A 15886-nucleotide genomic window follows, 5' to 3' on the forward strand; every position below is an offset into this window, starting at 1 on the left:
ACTGTGCGTGTTACCTGCAAACAGCACAATCAAATTGCCATTATTCGACTTGTAATGTGCTTTCTAGAGGCGTTTTGAATCTCTATCAATACGGTCAATTGTTACCATTACCCATATGAACTTCTCTCTGGCGTTACCCGGCGTAGCATTGGCTCCGTACCCACTTTCCAGCCCCCGAGAGGAGCACCGAAATCATGAAACGCCACCTGCTGACCCTGACCCTGTCCATCCTGGCTGCCAACGCTTTTGCCCTGCCAGGTGCCGAGCAACACCTGACCGCCGAAACGCGCTCCAGCGCTGCCGAAATCGCCCAGCCGCTGAAAGCCGTTGCTGAAGGTGGTTCCGATCGCCTGATCGAACGTACTAGCCGTGTCGCCGAAGGTGGTTCCGATCGCCTGATCGAACGCACTGGCCGTGTCGCCGAAGGTGGCTCCGATCGCCTGATCGAACGCACTGGCCGTGTCGCCGAAGGTGGCTCCGATCGCCTGATCGAACGCGCTGGCCGTGTCGCCGAAGGTGGTTCCGATCGCCTGATCGAACGCGCTGGCCGCGTCGCCGAAGGTGGCTCTGATCGCCTGGTTGAAATCAGCCGTGTGAGCTGATCGCCATGGCCGAAAAGAACAACCTCTGTCACAACGCTTGCTCCCCTCCAGGCCCGGTCCATTGACCGGGCTTTGTTTTTTTAACTAGAGTGCCCAGCCTTACCGTCACAGAAGCCCGCACCATGCTGCCGCGCGCCGAACAGAAGCTACAGACCCGCCAGGCCCTGCTTGATGCCGCCTGCCTGCTCATGGAGAGTGGCCGTGGTTTCGGCAGTATCAGCCTGCGCGAAGTGGCGAAGACCGCAGGCATCGTGCCCACCGGTTTCTACCGGCATTTTTCCGATATGGACGCCTTGGGCCTGGCCCTGGTGGCCGAGGTCGACACCACCTTCCGCCAGACCATCCGCCTGGTGCGTCACAACGAATTCGAACTTGGCGGCATCACCGACGCCTCGGTGCGTATCTTCCTCGACGTGGTGGCCGCCCACCGTGCCCAGTTCCTGTTCCTGGCCCGCGAGCAGTACGGCGGTTCGCAGGCTGTACGCCAGGCCATTGCCCGCCTGCGCCAGGACATCAGTGACGACCTGGCCACCGACCTTGCGCGCATGAAACGCTGGCAGCATCTGGACAGCGCCGCGCTGGCGGTGATGGCCGACCTGGTGGTGAAGACCGTGTTCGCTACCCTGCCCGAGCTTATCGACAGCCCGGAGCCGGGTTATCCACAGGCGCTGACGCCGCAGGAAAAGATCACCCAGCAGTTGCGCTTCATCTTTGTCGGGGCGCGGCATTGGCAAGGGCTCGGCAACCCGGGCTGATCGGTAGCCTGTACCGGCCTCTTCGCGGGCAAGCCCGCTCCTACAGGGGTTTTGTGGTCCGGTGTAGGAGCGGGCTTGCCCGCGAAGAGGCCAGCACAAGCTACCGAAAACCCCAGTTCTGCTACCATGGCGCCCTGCCCGACAGCGACGAGCGCCGAAATGTCCGACCCCCGCCCCACCCTGCCCGAACTGGCCCGCTTCAACCAGCACTTCGCCGAACGCATCGTGCCATTGTGGCAAGGCCCGGGCTGGAACGCCGACATGGCCCTGCCCTACGAGGCGCTGGACGCCCAGCACCAGCCATTGCCGGTGCAGCGCTACCGGGCCATGGCCTGCGCACGCCAGCTGTACCTGTTCAGCAGCCGTATCGAGCAACCCGGCGCGGCCGAGCGAGCGGCAGCGTTGTTCCGTTCGCTGCAAAAGCACTTCCACGATGCCGAACACGGCGGCTGGTACTACAGCATCGACGCCCAGGGCAAGCCGCTGGACCGGCGCAAGGACCTGTATACCCATGCCTTCATCGTCTTCGCCTGCGCGCACTACTGGGGCAAAGTGCGCGAAAGCCTGGTGGAGTCCAGCCTGAACGCCGCACTGGGCATCATCGACCAGCAGTTCGCCCGCGACGATGGCCTGTACGAAGCCAGCCTTGGCGAAGACTGGGCCGACCTGAGTAGCGGCCCGCTGCAAAACCCGCAGATGCACCTGGCCGAGGCGTTCCTGCAGGTGCTGGCGGTACGTGACGACGAACATACCCGGCAGTCGCTGCTGCAGTTGTGCGACGCGCTCGAGGCACACTTCATCGATCCAACCCACGGCCTGATGCTGGAAAAGCCACGCGGCGCTGTGGATAACTGGTTCGAGCCGGGGCACCAGTTCGAGTGGTTCTACCTGCTGCATACCTCGCCGCTACTGCGTGACACGCCGCTGCATGCGTCCATCGACCGGGCTTTCGGCTTTGCCGAGCAGTGCGGGGTGAAGGACGGGGCGGTGCTGGCGATGCTGGATGTGGATGGCCAGGTGCTCGACGCTACGCAGCGGATCTGGGCGCAGGCGGAGTACCTGCGGGCGTTGGTGTTGCGTGCCGGGGGTGAAGCAAAACTGCCTGGGCAATTGCAGGTGCTGGAAGCGCGGTTCCTGCGGGAGGCGGGCTGGTATGAGTGCCGGGATCGGGAAGGCAATGTCAGCCGGCATGATATGCCTTCGACTACACCCTACCATCTGGCGACTTGCCTGGAAGGGTTGCAGCGACTGAGCTGACGCATTCGCGGGTAAACCCGCTCCTACAGGGATCGCGGCGCATCTGAAACCTGCGCAGCACCCTGTAGGAGCGGGTTTACCCGCGAAGAGGCCCCCAAGACTTAACCCTTGGCCGAACGGTCGATCGAGAACCCTGCCCAATCCTGGCTCACCGGCATCAGCTCAAGGCTGTTGATGTTGATGTGTGCCGGCTGGTTGAGGATCCAGAAGATGGTTTCGGCGATTTCCTGCGGCTGGATCGGCTCGGCGCCAGCGTAAGTGGCGTCGTACTTGGCCTGGTCACCGCCGAAGCGCACCAGCGAGAACTCGCTCTCGCACATGCCCGGCTCGATATTGCTGACGCGCACGCCAGTACCACGCAGGTCACAACGCAGGCTCAGCGAGAACTGGCCGACGAAGGCCTTGGTACCGCCATACACGTTGCTGCCCGGGTACGGGTAGTTGCCCGCCACGGAACCTACGTTGAGGATCGACGCGCCACGGCCATGGGCGATCAGGCGGGGCAGCAGCAGGCGGGTGGTGTACATCAGGCCCTTGATGTTGGTGTCGACCATGGTTTCCCAGTCGTCCAGGCTGCAGTTCTGCGCCGCATCCACGCCCAATGCCAGGCCAGCGTTGTTGACCAGGCCGCACAGCTTGTCGAAGCCGGCCGGCAAGTTGGCGATGGCCTGTTCCATGGCCTTGCGGTCACGCACGTCGAGCACCAGGCCATGCACTTCGGTCTTGGCCGACAGCTCGGCGCACAGGGCGTCCAGGCGCTCCTTGCGTCGACCGGTTAGCACCAGCTTCCAACCGGCTTCGGCGAAGCGGCGGGCAGTGGCCTCGCCAAAACCGGAAGTTGCGCCAGTGATGAATACGGTGGACGTCATGCTGTGTTCCTCACGGTAGGGTGTCATGGCAGCTTTGCAGCATGCCCGCGCCGGGCGCTGGCAGCAAGCTGCTCAGGCCGCTGTTCATTTTTTGTTCATATACGGCAAACCCTTGTGGCAGAGGGCTCGGCGCCAGCTATGCGCATGTTATCCACAAGACTTTCCCCATGGATTGGGGGCAACTTGTCCACTGTGCGGAACCCTTTCAGTGATCCGTGGTCGGTGGATATCTTTTCGGTGATGGCGCAAGGCTTTCAAGCATGCCGCCTGTAGCGGTCTGTCCAAGGTTTTTCAACAGAGTTATCCACAGGATTCGCGCAGTACGCTGAAGGCATGCAGGGCATTGAAAAGCTTGGGAAAATCATCCACAAGGGGGATGTGATCAAAAAATGATCATACCTCTGCAAGGCTTGGTATTAAAGGGCTTGAGTGAGATGCCACCATGTTTTCCACAGGCGGTTCCACATTATCCGTGGAAAAGATCTGGCCTGTGGAAACAAGGGCTTGGGAAGGGATGGTGATGTACATGGAGGCAGGTGCAAGACAAGTTGTCCACATTTGGAATGGGCTGCTTTGCAGCCCATCGCAGGCAAGCCAGCTCCCACAGGGATCCCGTAACCTCTGAGGGCAACGCAGTACCTGTGGGAGCTGGCTCGCCTGCGATGGGCCGCAAAGCGGCCCCGAATTCAACTCAATGCCCGCCAAGGTAGGCGTTGCGCACTTCCTCGTTGACCAACAGCTCCTGCCCGGTGCCGGTCATGCGAATCTGCCCGTTGACCATCACATACGCCCGGTCCGACAGCTTCAGCGCATGGTTGGCGTTCTGCTCCACCAGGAAGATGGTCATGCCGGTCTTGGCCAGCTCACGCAAGGTCGAGAAGATCTGCTTGACCACGATCGGCGCCAGCCCCAGCGACGGTTCATCCAGCAACAGCAGCTTCGGCCGGCTCATCAGCGCCCGGGCAATGGCCAGCATCTGCTGCTCGCCACCGGACATGGTCATGGCCCGCTGGTTACGCCGCTCCTTCAAGCGCGGGAACAGTTCGTACATGCGCTGCATGTCTTCGTCGGCATGCTTGTCGCCGATGGGGATGGTGCCCATCATCAGGTTCTCCTCGACGGTCATGTCAGGAAACACCCGGCGCCCTTCCGGCGACTGGGCGATGCCGTTGGAAGCGATGTAGTGCGACGACTTGCGGGTGATGTCGGTACCCCGGTATACGATCTGCCCCGAGGCCGCCCGCGGCTGCCCGAAAATCGACATCAGCAGGGTCGACTTGCCGGCACCGTTGGCGCCAATCAGGCTTACCGTCTCGCCTTCGTCGATGTGCATCGAGACCTTTTTCAGCGCCTGGATCGGCCCATAGAACACGTCCAGGTCCTTCAGCTCGAGAATGGGTGCACTCATACCAGTTCCTCTTCGTCGGCACCCAGGTAGGCGGCGATCACCGTGGGGTTGTTACGGATGTCCTGCGGCGCGCCTTCGGCGATCAGTTTGCCGTGGTCGAGCACCACGATATGGTCGGAAATGCTCATGACCATGCCCATGTCGTGTTCGATCAGCACCACGGTGATGTCGTGCTCATCACGCAGTACGCGAATCATGCGGCTGAGGGCCTCGGTTTCCTGCGGGTTGAGGCCAGCCGCCGGCTCGTCCAGGCAGATGATCTTCGGCCGCGTGCACATGGCCCGGGCAATTTCCAGGCGGCGCTGCTGGCCGTACGACAACTCGCCGGCCAGGCGGTTGGCGCAGTCGACCAGGTCGACCACTTCCAGCCAGTAGAACGCGTGGTCCAGCGCATCGCTCTCGGCCTGGCGATAGCCCTTGGTGTTGAGCACCCCGGCCAGCAGGTTGCGGTTGACCCACATGTGCTGGGCCACCAGCAGGTTCTCGACCACCGACATTTCCTTGAACAGGCGAATGTTCTGGAAGGTACGCGCAAGGCCGGCGCGGTTGACCAGGTGGGTACCGCCGAACATCTTGTAGTACAGGCGGTTGGCAAAGCGCGCCGGCGAAACGAAATCCGCCACTTGGAAGCGCTCGCCGAGCAGCTGGATGACATTGGTATGGCTGCCACGCACGTTCAGTTCGATACGCCCGCCAGTGGCCTTGTAGAAACCGGTCAGGCAGTTGAACACCGTGGTCTTGCCGGCGCCGTTGGGGCCGATCAGGGCGAAGATCTGGTTTCGCCTGACCTTCAGGCTGACATCGCTGAGCGCCTTGATGCCACCGAACTGCATCATCAGGTTGTCGACCGACAGAATGATATCGTCGCTCATGGCGCCACTCCTTTACGCGGGGTCACACCGGTACGGCTGATGCGAATCAGCCCACGCGGTCGCCAGATCATCATTAGCACCATGAGCACACCGAACAGCAGCACCCGGTATTCGGAGAAGCTGCGCAGCAGCTCGGGCGCCACGGTCAACACGAAGGCCGCGATCACCACCCCCACGGTCGAGCCCATGCCACCCAACACCACGATGGCGAGGATCAGTGCCGACTCGAAGAAGGTGAACGACGATGGGTTGACGAAGCCTTGATAGGTGGCGAAGAACACCCCGGCCAGGCCGGCGGTGGAGGCACCCAGGGTGAACGCAGAGAGCTTGACCAGCACGTGGTTCAGGCCCATCGAGCGGCAGGCGATCTCGTCTTCGCGCAGTGCTTCCCAGGCGCGGCCGACCGGCATGCGGGTCAGGCGGTGCTTGATGTACAGCACGGCCAGCACCACTAGGAACAAGACCGCGTAGATGAACACGAACTTGAGGTTGGCGTTGTAATCGAAGCCGAAGAACTCGTGGATCGGCACCCCACCGTCCTTGGCCCGGCGGCCGAATTCCAGGCCGAAGAAGGTTGGCGACGGTGCCGGCATGCCGTTGGGGCCACCGGTGAACGACAGCCAGTTGTTCAGCACCAGGCGGATGATCTCGCCGAAGCCCAGGGTCACGATCGCCAGGTAGTCACCATGCATCCGTAGCACCGGGAAGCCGAGGATGCACCCCGCCAGCGCCGCGGCGATGGCCGCCAGTGGCAGCACGCTCCAGAAGCCCAGGCCGAGATACTGGTAGCCAAGCGCCAGGCCGTAGGCCCCGATGGCATAGAACGCCACGTAACCCAGGTCGAGCAAGCCGGCCAGGCCGACCACGATGTTCAGGCCAAGGCCCAGCAGCACGTAGATCAGCCCGAGGATGACCACGGTCAGCAGGTACTTGTTGGCGAAGATCGGGAAGACGATGGCGATCACCACCAGCGCCGGGATGATATAGCGCAAGCGCGACACATAGCCTGGCGCACGTACATGCACGCCGGAGCCACCGCTGTCGAAGCTTTCGAGCATGCGCCGCCCACCTGCAGTCTGTACGTACAGGCTCAGCAGGAAACGCCCGACCATCACGGCGCCGACCAGCCAGGCCACTCGGCGCGGTTCGGCATTGAAGCTGTAGCCATCGAGGACCACACCTACGACCGGGCCGAAGACAATGAGTGCCAGCAGGCCGGCGATGATGGTCTCGATCAGGCTGCTCTTGATATCGAAGCCTTTGCTTGTTGCAGAGGCAGAGGCAATTTTGGCAATGGACATGTTCACACCTTAGCCACGAGCGGGCGACCCAGCAGGCCTTGTGGGCGGAAGATAAGGATCATCACCAGCAGCGAGAAGCTGAACACATCCTTGTAGTCGGAGTTGATCAGGCCAGAGAACAGCGACTCGGAAATACCCAGGATGATCCCGCCAAGCATGGCGCCAGGCAACGAGCCGATACCACCGAGCACCGCGGCGGTGAACGCCTTGATGCCGATGATGAAGCCGGCGTAGAAGTCGAAAGTGCCGTAGTTCATGGTGATCAGTACGCCAGCCAGGGCGGCCATCACCGCACCGATGACGAACACGTAGGAGATCACCCGGTCGGTGTTGATGCCCAGGATCGAGGCCATCTTGCGGTCTTGCTGGGTGGCACGGCACATGCGGCCGAGCTTGGTGTACTTGATCACGTAGGTGAGCAGGCCCATGCCGACGAAGGCTGCGATCAGGATGAAGATCTTGGTGTAGGTCAGTTGCACGAAGCCGGTACCGACCTCGACACGCATGGCACCTTCAAGCAGGGTCGGCACGCCTTGCTGGCGAGCGCCCTGGCTGATCTGCGCATAGTTCTGCAGGATAAGCGAAATGCCGATGGCACTGATCAGCGGTGCCAGGCGCGTGGAGTTGCGCAGGGGTTTGTAGGCGATACGCTCGATGGTGAAGCCATATACGGCGGTGACGACGATGGTGAACAACAGCGTGCCCAGCATCAGCAGGGGGAACGATTCGATGCCGAAGTAAGCCAGCAATGCCAGGCTGATCGCCGCCAGGTAGGCGGAAATCATATACACCTCGCCGTGCGCGAAGTTGATCATGCCGATGATGCCATAGACCATTGTGTAGCCGATGGCGATCAGGCCATAGACCGACCCGAGGGTCAGGCCATTGACCAGTTGCTGCAGGAAAATACCATCCATAACGCAATCTCACCTATTGAGATTGCACGAGCGCCGACCACGGTGGGCCGCCTATGCAGCGGCCCTCGCAGCGCAGAACTGTGCAGATCTACGGATAAAGACAGGTACCGCGGGGCTTTGGCCCGGGGCTTGGGCACCCGGGCCGTCGGCCGTTGTTATTTTTGTTTTTCCAGCTGGTGGTATTTGCCGTCCTTGTCCCACTGGTAGACCACGTAGTCCGACACGGTCAGGTCGCCCTTGCTGTCGAATTTCTTCTCGCCCATGACGGTCTGGACCGAGTTGGCCTTGAGCCACTTGGCAGCATCCTCGCCCTTGTTCGACTTGGCGCCATTGAAGGCAGCGGCCAGGACTTGCATCGAGGCGTAGGCGTACAGGGTGTAGCCCTCAGGTTCGGTACCGGCCTTGCGGAACTCCTCCACCACCGCCTTGCTGTCGGGCAGCAGGCGCGGGTCGGCGCCGAAGGTCATGTACACGCCATCGACGTACTGCGCGCCACCGGCTGTGGCCACCAGCTCGTCAGTGACGATGCCGTCATCGGACATGAACTTGACATCCTTCAGGCCCTGCTCGCGCAACTGGCGTACCAGCGGGCCAGCTTCCGGGTGCAGGCCGCCGAAGTAGACCACGTCGGCACCGGTAGAGCGGATCTTGGTGACCACGGCACTGAAGTCCTTCTCGCCACGGGTCAGGCCTTCGTACAGCACCGGCTTGACGCCGCGTTTTTCCAGCTGCGCCTTGGTCGCGTCGGCCAGGCCCTGGCCGTAGGTGTCCTTGTCGTGCAGCACCGCGACTTTCTTGGCCTTGAGCACGTCGATGATGTAGTCGCCGGCAACGATGCCCTGCTGGTCGTCACGCCCACACATGCGGAACATGGCACTCAGCCCGCGCTCGGTCACCTGCGGGTTGGTCGAGCCCGGGGTAACGGCGATCACGCCAGCTTCGTCATATACCTCGGAGGCCGGGATGGTGTTGGAGGAACAGAAGTGGCCAACCACACCGATCACCTTGTCCTGGTCGACCAGGCGGTTGGCCACGGAAACGGCCTGCTTCGGCTCGCAGGCGTCATCGCCCCTGACCAGGACGATTTTCTCGCCGTTCACGCCACCGGCGGCGTTGATCTTGTCGGCCGCTGCCTGCGCACCTTTCATGTACTGCTCGCCAAACGCTGCGTTAGCCCCGGTCATGGGGCCCGCGACACCGATCTTGACGTCGGCCTGAACATACGAAGAAACACCCAGTGCCGTAGCTACGGCCAGAGCCAGGAAACCTTTCTTGTAAAACGTCTGCGACATGAGGTGGTGCTCCTTGAGTTTTTTTGGTTGGCACTACAACTTCTCAGCCCTGTGCTCAGAGCAAGGGCCGTGCCATCGGTTTTGTCTTCCGGGAAAACACACGGTGCAGGTCGCCTGCAGGCGACCGACGGCCTTTTCTTTATTGAGCGTGCAACCGTCTGCCACGCGGCAGGCGCCACCACACGTACAGACAAGGAGCAACCGTCGAGCGCCATCATTGCAACCCCGGCAAGTGTTTACGTGCAACCGCCCTGTAACAGCAGACGTCACCGAACTGCACACCGCTGGTGCGCGACTGCTACAGGCCGCACCGTTTCAAGGCTAGCTGGTGCACGGAAAAACACCTCTGTTTTGGCTGTTCTGGCCCCTTCGCGGGTGAACCCGCTCCCACAGGTATTGCACCGCTCTTGTGCTCAGCGAGGTTCCTGTGGGAGCGGGCAAGCCCGCGAAGAGGCCGCAACAGCCACAACAAGCCCCAAAAGGCTGGCACAATGTCCGCCATTCGCCGCTTCCGGAGCCACTTTGATGAGCGAGAGCGCATTCGCCGAGCGCATCGTGCACAACCTGCTCGACACCGACTTCTACAAACTCACCATGATGCAGGGTGTGTTGCACAACTACCCGGACGCCGACGTCGAATGGGAATTCCGCTGCCGCAATGGCGAGGACCTGCGCCCCTACCTCGGCGAGATCCGCAGCCAGCTCGAACTGCTCAGCGACCTCACCCTGGATGATGGCCAGTTGGCCTTCCTCGAACGCATCAGCTTCCTCAAGCCCGACTTCCTGCGCTTTCTGCGGCTGTTCCGCTTCAACCTGCGCTATGTGCACCTGGGCATCGAAAACGACCAGCTGTTCCTGCGCCTGAAAGGCCCGTGGCTGCACGTGATCCTGTTCGAAGTGCCGCTGCTGGCGATCATCAGTGAAGTGCGCAACCGCCAGCTGCACCCACGCATGCGCCTGGCCGAAGCCCGCGACCAGCTGTACCGCAAGTTCGACTGGCTGCGCGCGCATGCCAGCGACGACGAACTGGCGGAACTGCAAGTGGCCGACTTCGGCACCCGCCGGCGCTTTTCCAGCCGCGTGCAGGAAGAAGTGGTACGCGTGCTGCGCGACGACTTCCCGGCGCGCTTCGTCGGCACCAGCAACGTCGATCTGGCATGGAAACTGGATATCAAGCCGCTGGGCACCATGGCCCATGAGTGGATCATGGCCCACCAGCAACTCGGCCCGCGGCTGATCGACAGCCAGATCGCCGCACTCGACTGCTGGGTGCGCGAATACCGCGGCCTGCTCGGCATCGCCCTGACCGACTGCATCACCATGGATGCCTTCCTCGGCGATTTCGACTTGTACTTCGCCAAGCTGTTCGACGGCCTGCGCCACGATTCGGGAGAGCCGGTGGCCTGGGCGGAAAAAGCCATTGCCCACTACCAGAAACTGGGTATCGACCCGATGACCAAGACCCTGGTGTTCTCCGACGGCCTCAACCTGACCCGCTCGCTGGAAATCTTCCGCGCCCTGCGCGGTCGCATCAACGTCAGCTTTGGCATCGGCACCAACCTGACCTGCGACATCCCGGGCGTGGCCCCGATGAGCATCGTGCTTAAAATGACCGACTGCAACGGCGCGCCGGTGGCGAAGATCTCCGACGAAGCCGCCAAGACCCAGTGCCGCGACGAGAACTTCGTCGCTTACCTGCGCCACGTATTCAAAGTCCCCAGCAAGGAGTAACCCATGCAAGCGGTTCAGCAAGAGATTGCCCAGGCGCTGAAGGTACAGCCGCCGTTCGCCGACGCCGCCGCGCTCGATGTGGAAGTCGCCCGGCGCGTGGCATTCATCAAGGATTGCCTGGCCAACGCCCGGCTCAAGACCCTGGTGCTGGGCATCAGCGGCGGCGTCGACTCGCTGACCGCCGCCCTGCTCGCCCAGCGCGCCATCAACGAGCTGCGCGCCGAAACCGGGGACCAGGCCTACACCTTCATCGCGGTGCGGCTGCCCTACCAGGTACAGCATGACGAGCATGACGCCCAGGCGTGCCTGGACGTGATCAAGGCCGATGAAGTGCACACCGTGGATATCGCACCGGCGGTGCGGGCATTGGCGGCGGAAGTGGTGGAGTTGAAGAACGGCTCGCCGACCCTGGTGGACTTCGTCGTCGGCAACGTTAAGGCACGTACCCGCATGGTCGCCCAGTACACCATCGCCGGCGCCCGCGCGGGGCTGGTGATTGGTACTGACCACGCCGCCGAGGCGGTGATGGGCTTCTTTACCAAGTTCGGTGATGGTGCTTGCGACCTGGCGCCGCTCAGTGGGCTGGTGAAAAACCAGGTACGGGCAATTGCGCGCAGCTTTGGTGCGCCGGAGTCACTGGTGGAGAAAGTGCCTACTGCCGACCTGGAAGACCTGGAGCCAGGCAAGCCGGACGAAGCGTCGCATGGCGTGACTTACCAGCAGATCGATGCCTTCCTGCATGGGCAGCCGGTTGACCAGGCAGCGTTCGACATCATCGTCGCCACCTACCGCAAGACCCAGCACAAGCGCGAACTGCCGTTCGCCCCATAAAAAGCTTCGCGGGCACGCCCGCTCCCACAGGATTTTCACTGCCCTTGAGAACAGTGATTATCCTGTGGGAGCGGGCGTGCCCGCGAATAGGCCCGAATGGCCTACACAACCATCATTACTTGACGATGACCTTGCCTTTCATCATCGAGATGTGGCCTGGGAAGGTGCAGAAGAAGCTGTAGTCACCACCGGCTTCCAGCTTGGAAGTGTCGAACTTCACTTCGGTTTCTTTCTCTGGCGCGCCGATCATCGCGGTGTGGGCGATGATGTTGGCGTTATCTTCTTTCAGATAACCCTTTTCAATGCCTTGAGTCATGCCTTCTGTGGCAATGCCCTGCATGTCGGCAGTCTTGCTGATCACCAGGTTGTGGCCCATGACGTTCTTCGGCAGGTTGCCGGAGTGGGTCAATTTGACGGTGAATTCCTTGCAGCTCTTGTCGACGGTGAATTCTTTCGTGGTGTACGACATCTGGTCGGTGGAGTCGACAGTCACCGAGCACTCGGCTGCGAAGACAGACGCGCTGGCGAGGGTCAGCAGGGATACCGCTACAGCTTTCGCAAACATCATGAATCTCCTTGGCAGGGTTTTATCAATTGCGAGACTGCCTGAAACCGTTCAGCCCCTTGCTGATGTGAGTCAAGGGGGTGTCAAGTGGCCAGCCAGTAGAATTGTTTAATCGATTGTATACAACCAATTCAAGGGCACATCATGCCCTTTTATTAGACGATGGGACAACCTCTCATTTAGGAGCAATACCAAATGCCCATCTCCAGCCTCTTGAACAGCCTGCTCGCCGCCTATGCCCACGGTGCCACGGGTGCCATCTGCGAATTCTCCCGCCCGGAATGAACCCGGGCTTGGAAGCGACGGGCATGCGCCGTACCCTGTCACGCTGAGTGACAGGAGATGAGCAATGCCCGTACGTTCCATTTGTGTGTTCTGCGGCGCCAGCATCGGCGCCAACCCTGCCTACCGTGAAGCGGCCGTCGCGCTTGGCCAGGCTATCGCCCGCCGCGGCCTGACCCTGGTCTATGGCGGTGGCGCGGTCGGCCTGATGGGCACCGTCGCCGACGCAGCCATGGCGGCGGGCGGCGAAGTGATCGGGATCATCCCAGAAAGCCTGATGAATGCCGAAATCGGCCACAAGGGCCTGAGCCGCCTGGAAGTGGTGGACGGCATGCACGCACGCAAGGCCCGCATGGCCGAGCTGAGCGATGCCTTCATCGCCCTACCGGGTGGGCTGGGCACGCTGGAAGAGTTGTTCGAGGTATGGACCTGGGGGCAACTGGGCTACCACGCCAAGCCGCTGGGCCTGCTCGATGTGAATGGTTTCTATGAAAAACTCGGCGGGTTCCTCGACCATATCGTCGAAGAAGGCTTCGTGCGACCGCAACATCGGGCGATGTTGCTGCTGGGACAGCAGCCGGATGAGCTACTGGACGGGATGGACAGCTTTGTCGCGCCAGTGGTGCCGAAGTGGGTCGACAAGAAACCCGACTGATCCTGAGATTTTTGGGACCGCGTTGCGGTCCTTTCGCGACACAAGGCCGCTCCCACAAAGGCACTGCGTACGCCTATCAATGTGGGAGCGGCCTTGTGTCGCGATGGGCTGCAAAGCAGCCCCAAAAATCACCCAGTTAGCGCGGGATAACTGGCTGACGCGGCTTCTTGTTGCCCTTGCCACCCTTGGCCGCTTCCTTGCGCTCCTTGGCCGCCTGCTGGTTGCGGGCAAACGCCTCGGCCTTGGCCTTCTCGCGCTTGTCCCAAGGCTTGCTGCCATCGCTACCACGTGGTGGCAGACCGGTGTGCTGAGTAAGGATCTTCTGCTCCTTGCCCACTTTGTGGCTACCCGCCGGGGTCGAGTTCTTGCGGCGCGCACTCTGGTAAGTATCGGTCTGCGGCTGGTGCGCCGGAATCAGCTGGTGCTTGCCCGGCCCGATCAGGTCGGCACGGCCCATGCGCTGCAGTGCTTCACGCAGCATCGGCCAGCCCTTCGGGTCGTGGTAGCGCAAGAACGCCTTGTGCAGGCGCCGCTGCTCGTCGCTCTTGACGATCTCCACCCCTTCGCTCTTGTAGGTCACCTTGCGCAGCGGGTTCTTGCCCGAGTGGTACATGGCCGTGGCCGAGGCCATCGGCGACGGGTAGAACGCCTGCACCTGGTCGGCGCGGAAGCCGTTGCCCTTCAGCCACAGGGCCAGGTTCATCATGTCTTCGTCGGTGGTGCCCGGGTGCGCGGCGATGAAGTACGGGATCAGGTACTGCTCCTTGCCCGCCTCTTTCGAAAACTTCTCGAACATGCGCTTGAAGCGGTCATAGGTGCCGATGCCCGGCTTCATCATCTTGTCCAGCGGGCCACGCTCGGTGTGCTCCGGGGCAATCTTCAGGTAACCGCCGACGTGGTGGGTGACCAGCTCCTTGACGTACTCCGGCGATTCCACCGCCAGGTCATAGCGCAGGCCCGAAGCGATCAGGATCTTCTTCACACCCGGCAAGGCACGGGCCTTGCGGTACAGCTCGATCAGCGAGCTGTGGTCGGTGTTGAGGTTTTCGCAGATGCCCGGGAACACGCACGACGGCTTCCGGCAGTGCTTCTCGATGTCGTGGCTCTTGCAGGCGATGCGGTACATGTTGGCGGTCGGGCCACCAAGGTCGGAGACCACGCCGGTGAAGCCCGGCACCTTGTCGCGCATGTCCTCGATCTCTTGCAGGATCGACTCGTGCGAGCGGTTCTGGATGATGCGGCCTTCGTGCTCGGTGATCGAGCAGAAGGTGCAGCCACCGAAGCAGCCACGCATGATGTTCACCGAGAAGCGGATCATCTCGTAGGCTGGGATGCGCGCCTTGCCATAGGCCGGGTGCGGCACACGGGCGTACGGCATGCCGAACACGTAGTCCATTTCTTCGGTGCTCATGGGGATGGGTGGCGGGTTGAACCACACATCCACTTCGCCGTGCTTCTGCACCAGGGCGCGGGCGTTGCCCGGGTTGGTCTCCAGGTGCAGCACGCGGTTGGCGTGGGCGTACAGCACCGGGTCGTTACGCACCTTTTCGAACGATGGCAGGCGGATCACCGACTTGTCGCGGGTCACCCGCGGGCTGTCGAGAATCTGCACCACCTTGGCTTCGTTCGGGTCTTCCACCTCGCCCTTGGCCTGCTCGATGGCGCAGGCCTGGGTGTCCTGGGTGTTCACGTACGGGTTGATGATCTTGTCGACCCGGCCCGGGCGGTCGATGCGGGTGGAGTCGATCTCGTACCAGCCCTCGGGGGTGTCACGGCGCACGAAGGCGGTGCCGCGCACATCGGTGATGGTCTCGATCTTCTCGCCGTTGGACAGGCGCTGGGCCACCTCGACCACCGCGCGCTCGGCGTTGCCGAACAGCAGGATGTCGGCGCTGGCGTCGATCAGGATCGAATGGCGCACCTTGTCCTGCCAGTAGTCGTAGTGGGCGATGCGGCGCAGCGAGGCCTCGATGCCACCGAGCACGATCGGCACGTGCTTGTAGGCTTCCTTGCAGCGCTGGCTGTACACCAGGCTGGCGCGGTCCGGGCGGCTGCCGGCCAGGCCACCGGGGGTGTAGGCATCGTCGGAACGGATCTTCTTGTCCGCGGTGTAGCGGTTGATCATCGAGTCCATGTTGCCGGCGGCCACGCCGAAGAACAGGTTCGGTTCGCCGAGCTTCATGAAGTCGTCTTTCGACTGCCAGTTCGGCTGGGCGATGATGCCCACGCGGAAGCCCTGGGCCTCCAGCAGTCGGCCGATGATGGCCATGCCGAACGACGGGTGATCGACGTAGGCGTCACCGGTCACGATGATGATGTCGCAGGAATCCCAGCCGAGCAGATCCATCTCCTCCCTGCTCATCGGCAGGAAAGGTGCTGGCCCGAAGCATTCGGCCCAGTACTTGGGATAGTCGTAGAGTGGTTTGGCTGCTTGCATGTCAGTGACCGGTTCTGGTGTGCAGGGAAATCGCGGGCGCGGAATATAGCACAAATTTTGACCAAATCCGACTGTGTTCGTGGGGATTGGTGGGTGGGGCGACGGTTGGGGG

At 62.0% G+C, this 15886-nt stretch carries 14 protein-coding genes; 6 read left to right on the top strand and 8 right to left on the bottom strand.

Going from position 1 to position 15886, the window contains the following annotated elements; translation table 11 throughout:
• Nucleotides 1–194: 194 nt before the first annotated feature.
• From TZ03_RS26435 to TZ03_RS26445, 3 genes are all read left to right on the top strand, one after another.
• Entirely contained in the window at nucleotides 195–602 is a 408-nt protein-coding gene (locus TZ03_RS26435; protein ID WP_051101281.1) for a hypothetical protein, read from the top strand.
• Nucleotides 603–724: 122 nt separating this feature from the next.
• Nucleotides 725–1357 (top strand): TetR family transcriptional regulator, encoded by a 633-nt coding sequence (locus TZ03_RS26440; protein WP_051101282.1) that lies wholly within the window; start codon nucleotides 725–727, stop codon nucleotides 1355–1357.
• 159 nt (nucleotides 1358–1516) lie between these two features.
• Nucleotides 1517–2614: an AGE family epimerase/isomerase gene (locus TZ03_RS26445; protein ID WP_051101283.1), complete on the top strand. Its 1098-nt coding sequence runs from the start codon at nucleotides 1517–1519 to the stop codon at nucleotides 2612–2614.
• A 101-nt stretch (nucleotides 2615–2715) separates the two neighbouring features.
• Here the strand turns inward: TZ03_RS26445 and TZ03_RS26450 are convergent, their stop codons facing one another.
• From TZ03_RS26450 to TZ03_RS26475, 6 genes are all read right to left on the bottom strand, one after another.
• A complete protein-coding gene (locus TZ03_RS26450; protein ID WP_051101284.1) occupies nucleotides 2716–3483 on the bottom strand; it encodes an SDR family oxidoreductase in 768 nt (255 codons plus the stop codon).
• A gap of 691 nt (nucleotides 3484–4174) precedes the next feature.
• Nucleotides 4175–4891, bottom strand: a complete 717-nt coding sequence (locus TZ03_RS26455) for an ABC transporter ATP-binding protein (protein ID WP_051101285.1) — start codon at nucleotides 4889–4891, stop codon at nucleotides 4175–4177.
• A complete protein-coding gene (locus tag TZ03_RS26460; RefSeq protein WP_051101286.1) occupies nucleotides 4888–5763 on the bottom strand; it encodes an ATP-binding cassette domain-containing protein in 876 nt (291 codons plus the stop codon). Before TZ03_RS26460 ends, TZ03_RS26455 begins: the two co-directional genes overlap by 4 nt.
• Nucleotides 5760–7064 carry a high-affinity branched-chain amino acid ABC transporter permease LivM gene (gene livM / locus TZ03_RS26465; RefSeq protein WP_051101287.1) on the bottom strand — a complete coding sequence of 435 codons (1305 nt, stop codon included), beginning with the start codon at nucleotides 7062–7064 and terminating at the stop codon, nucleotides 5760–5762. Before livM ends, TZ03_RS26460 begins: the two co-directional genes overlap by 4 nt.
• 2 nt (nucleotides 7065–7066) lie before the next feature.
• Nucleotides 7067–7981, bottom strand: coding sequence for an ABC transporter permease subunit (locus tag TZ03_RS26470; RefSeq protein WP_051101288.1), 915 nt, complete (start codon nucleotides 7979–7981; stop codon nucleotides 7067–7069).
• A gap of 155 nt (nucleotides 7982–8136) precedes the next feature.
• Nucleotides 8137–9273 carry a branched-chain amino acid ABC transporter substrate-binding protein gene (locus TZ03_RS26475; RefSeq protein WP_051101289.1) on the bottom strand — a complete coding sequence of 379 codons (1137 nt, stop codon included), beginning with the start codon at nucleotides 9271–9273 and terminating at the stop codon, nucleotides 8137–8139.
• A gap of 525 nt (nucleotides 9274–9798) precedes the next feature.
• Between TZ03_RS26475 and pncB the strand changes: the two genes are divergently transcribed.
• Nucleotides 9799–11004: a nicotinate phosphoribosyltransferase gene (gene pncB / locus TZ03_RS26480; RefSeq protein WP_051101290.1), complete on the top strand. Its 1206-nt coding sequence runs from the start codon at nucleotides 9799–9801 to the stop codon at nucleotides 11002–11004.
• Between the two features lie 3 nt (nucleotides 11005–11007).
• The gene (nadE, locus tag TZ03_RS26485) at nucleotides 11008–11835 is read left to right on the top strand and encodes an ammonia-dependent NAD(+) synthetase (protein ID WP_051101291.1); all 828 of its coding nucleotides are present in this window, start codon (nucleotides 11008–11010) and stop codon (nucleotides 11833–11835) included.
• Between the two features lie 115 nt (nucleotides 11836–11950).
• Here the strand turns inward: nadE and azu are convergent, their stop codons facing one another.
• A complete protein-coding gene (gene azu, locus TZ03_RS26490; protein ID WP_051101292.1) occupies nucleotides 11951–12400 on the bottom strand; it encodes an azurin in 450 nt (149 codons plus the stop codon).
• 349 nt (nucleotides 12401–12749) lie between these two features.
• Here azu and TZ03_RS26495 point away from each other — a divergent pair, with 349 nt between their 5' ends.
• Complete coding sequence (locus TZ03_RS26495; RefSeq protein WP_051101293.1) at nucleotides 12750–13337, top strand: TIGR00730 family Rossman fold protein; 588 nt, start codon at nucleotides 12750–12752, stop codon at nucleotides 13335–13337.
• A 136-nt stretch (nucleotides 13338–13473) separates the two neighbouring features.
• Here TZ03_RS26495 and TZ03_RS26500 read toward each other — a convergent pair whose 3' ends face one another.
• Complete coding sequence (locus TZ03_RS26500; protein WP_051101294.1) at nucleotides 13474–15774, bottom strand: YgiQ family radical SAM protein; 2301 nt, start codon at nucleotides 15772–15774, stop codon at nucleotides 13474–13476.
• Between the last annotated feature and the right edge of the window lie 112 nt (nucleotides 15775–15886).

Origin of the sequence: Pseudomonas sp. 10-1B (assembly GCF_000935045.1) — a bacterium.
Taxonomy (GTDB): domain Bacteria; phylum Pseudomonadota; class Gammaproteobacteria; order Pseudomonadales; family Pseudomonadaceae; genus Aquipseudomonas.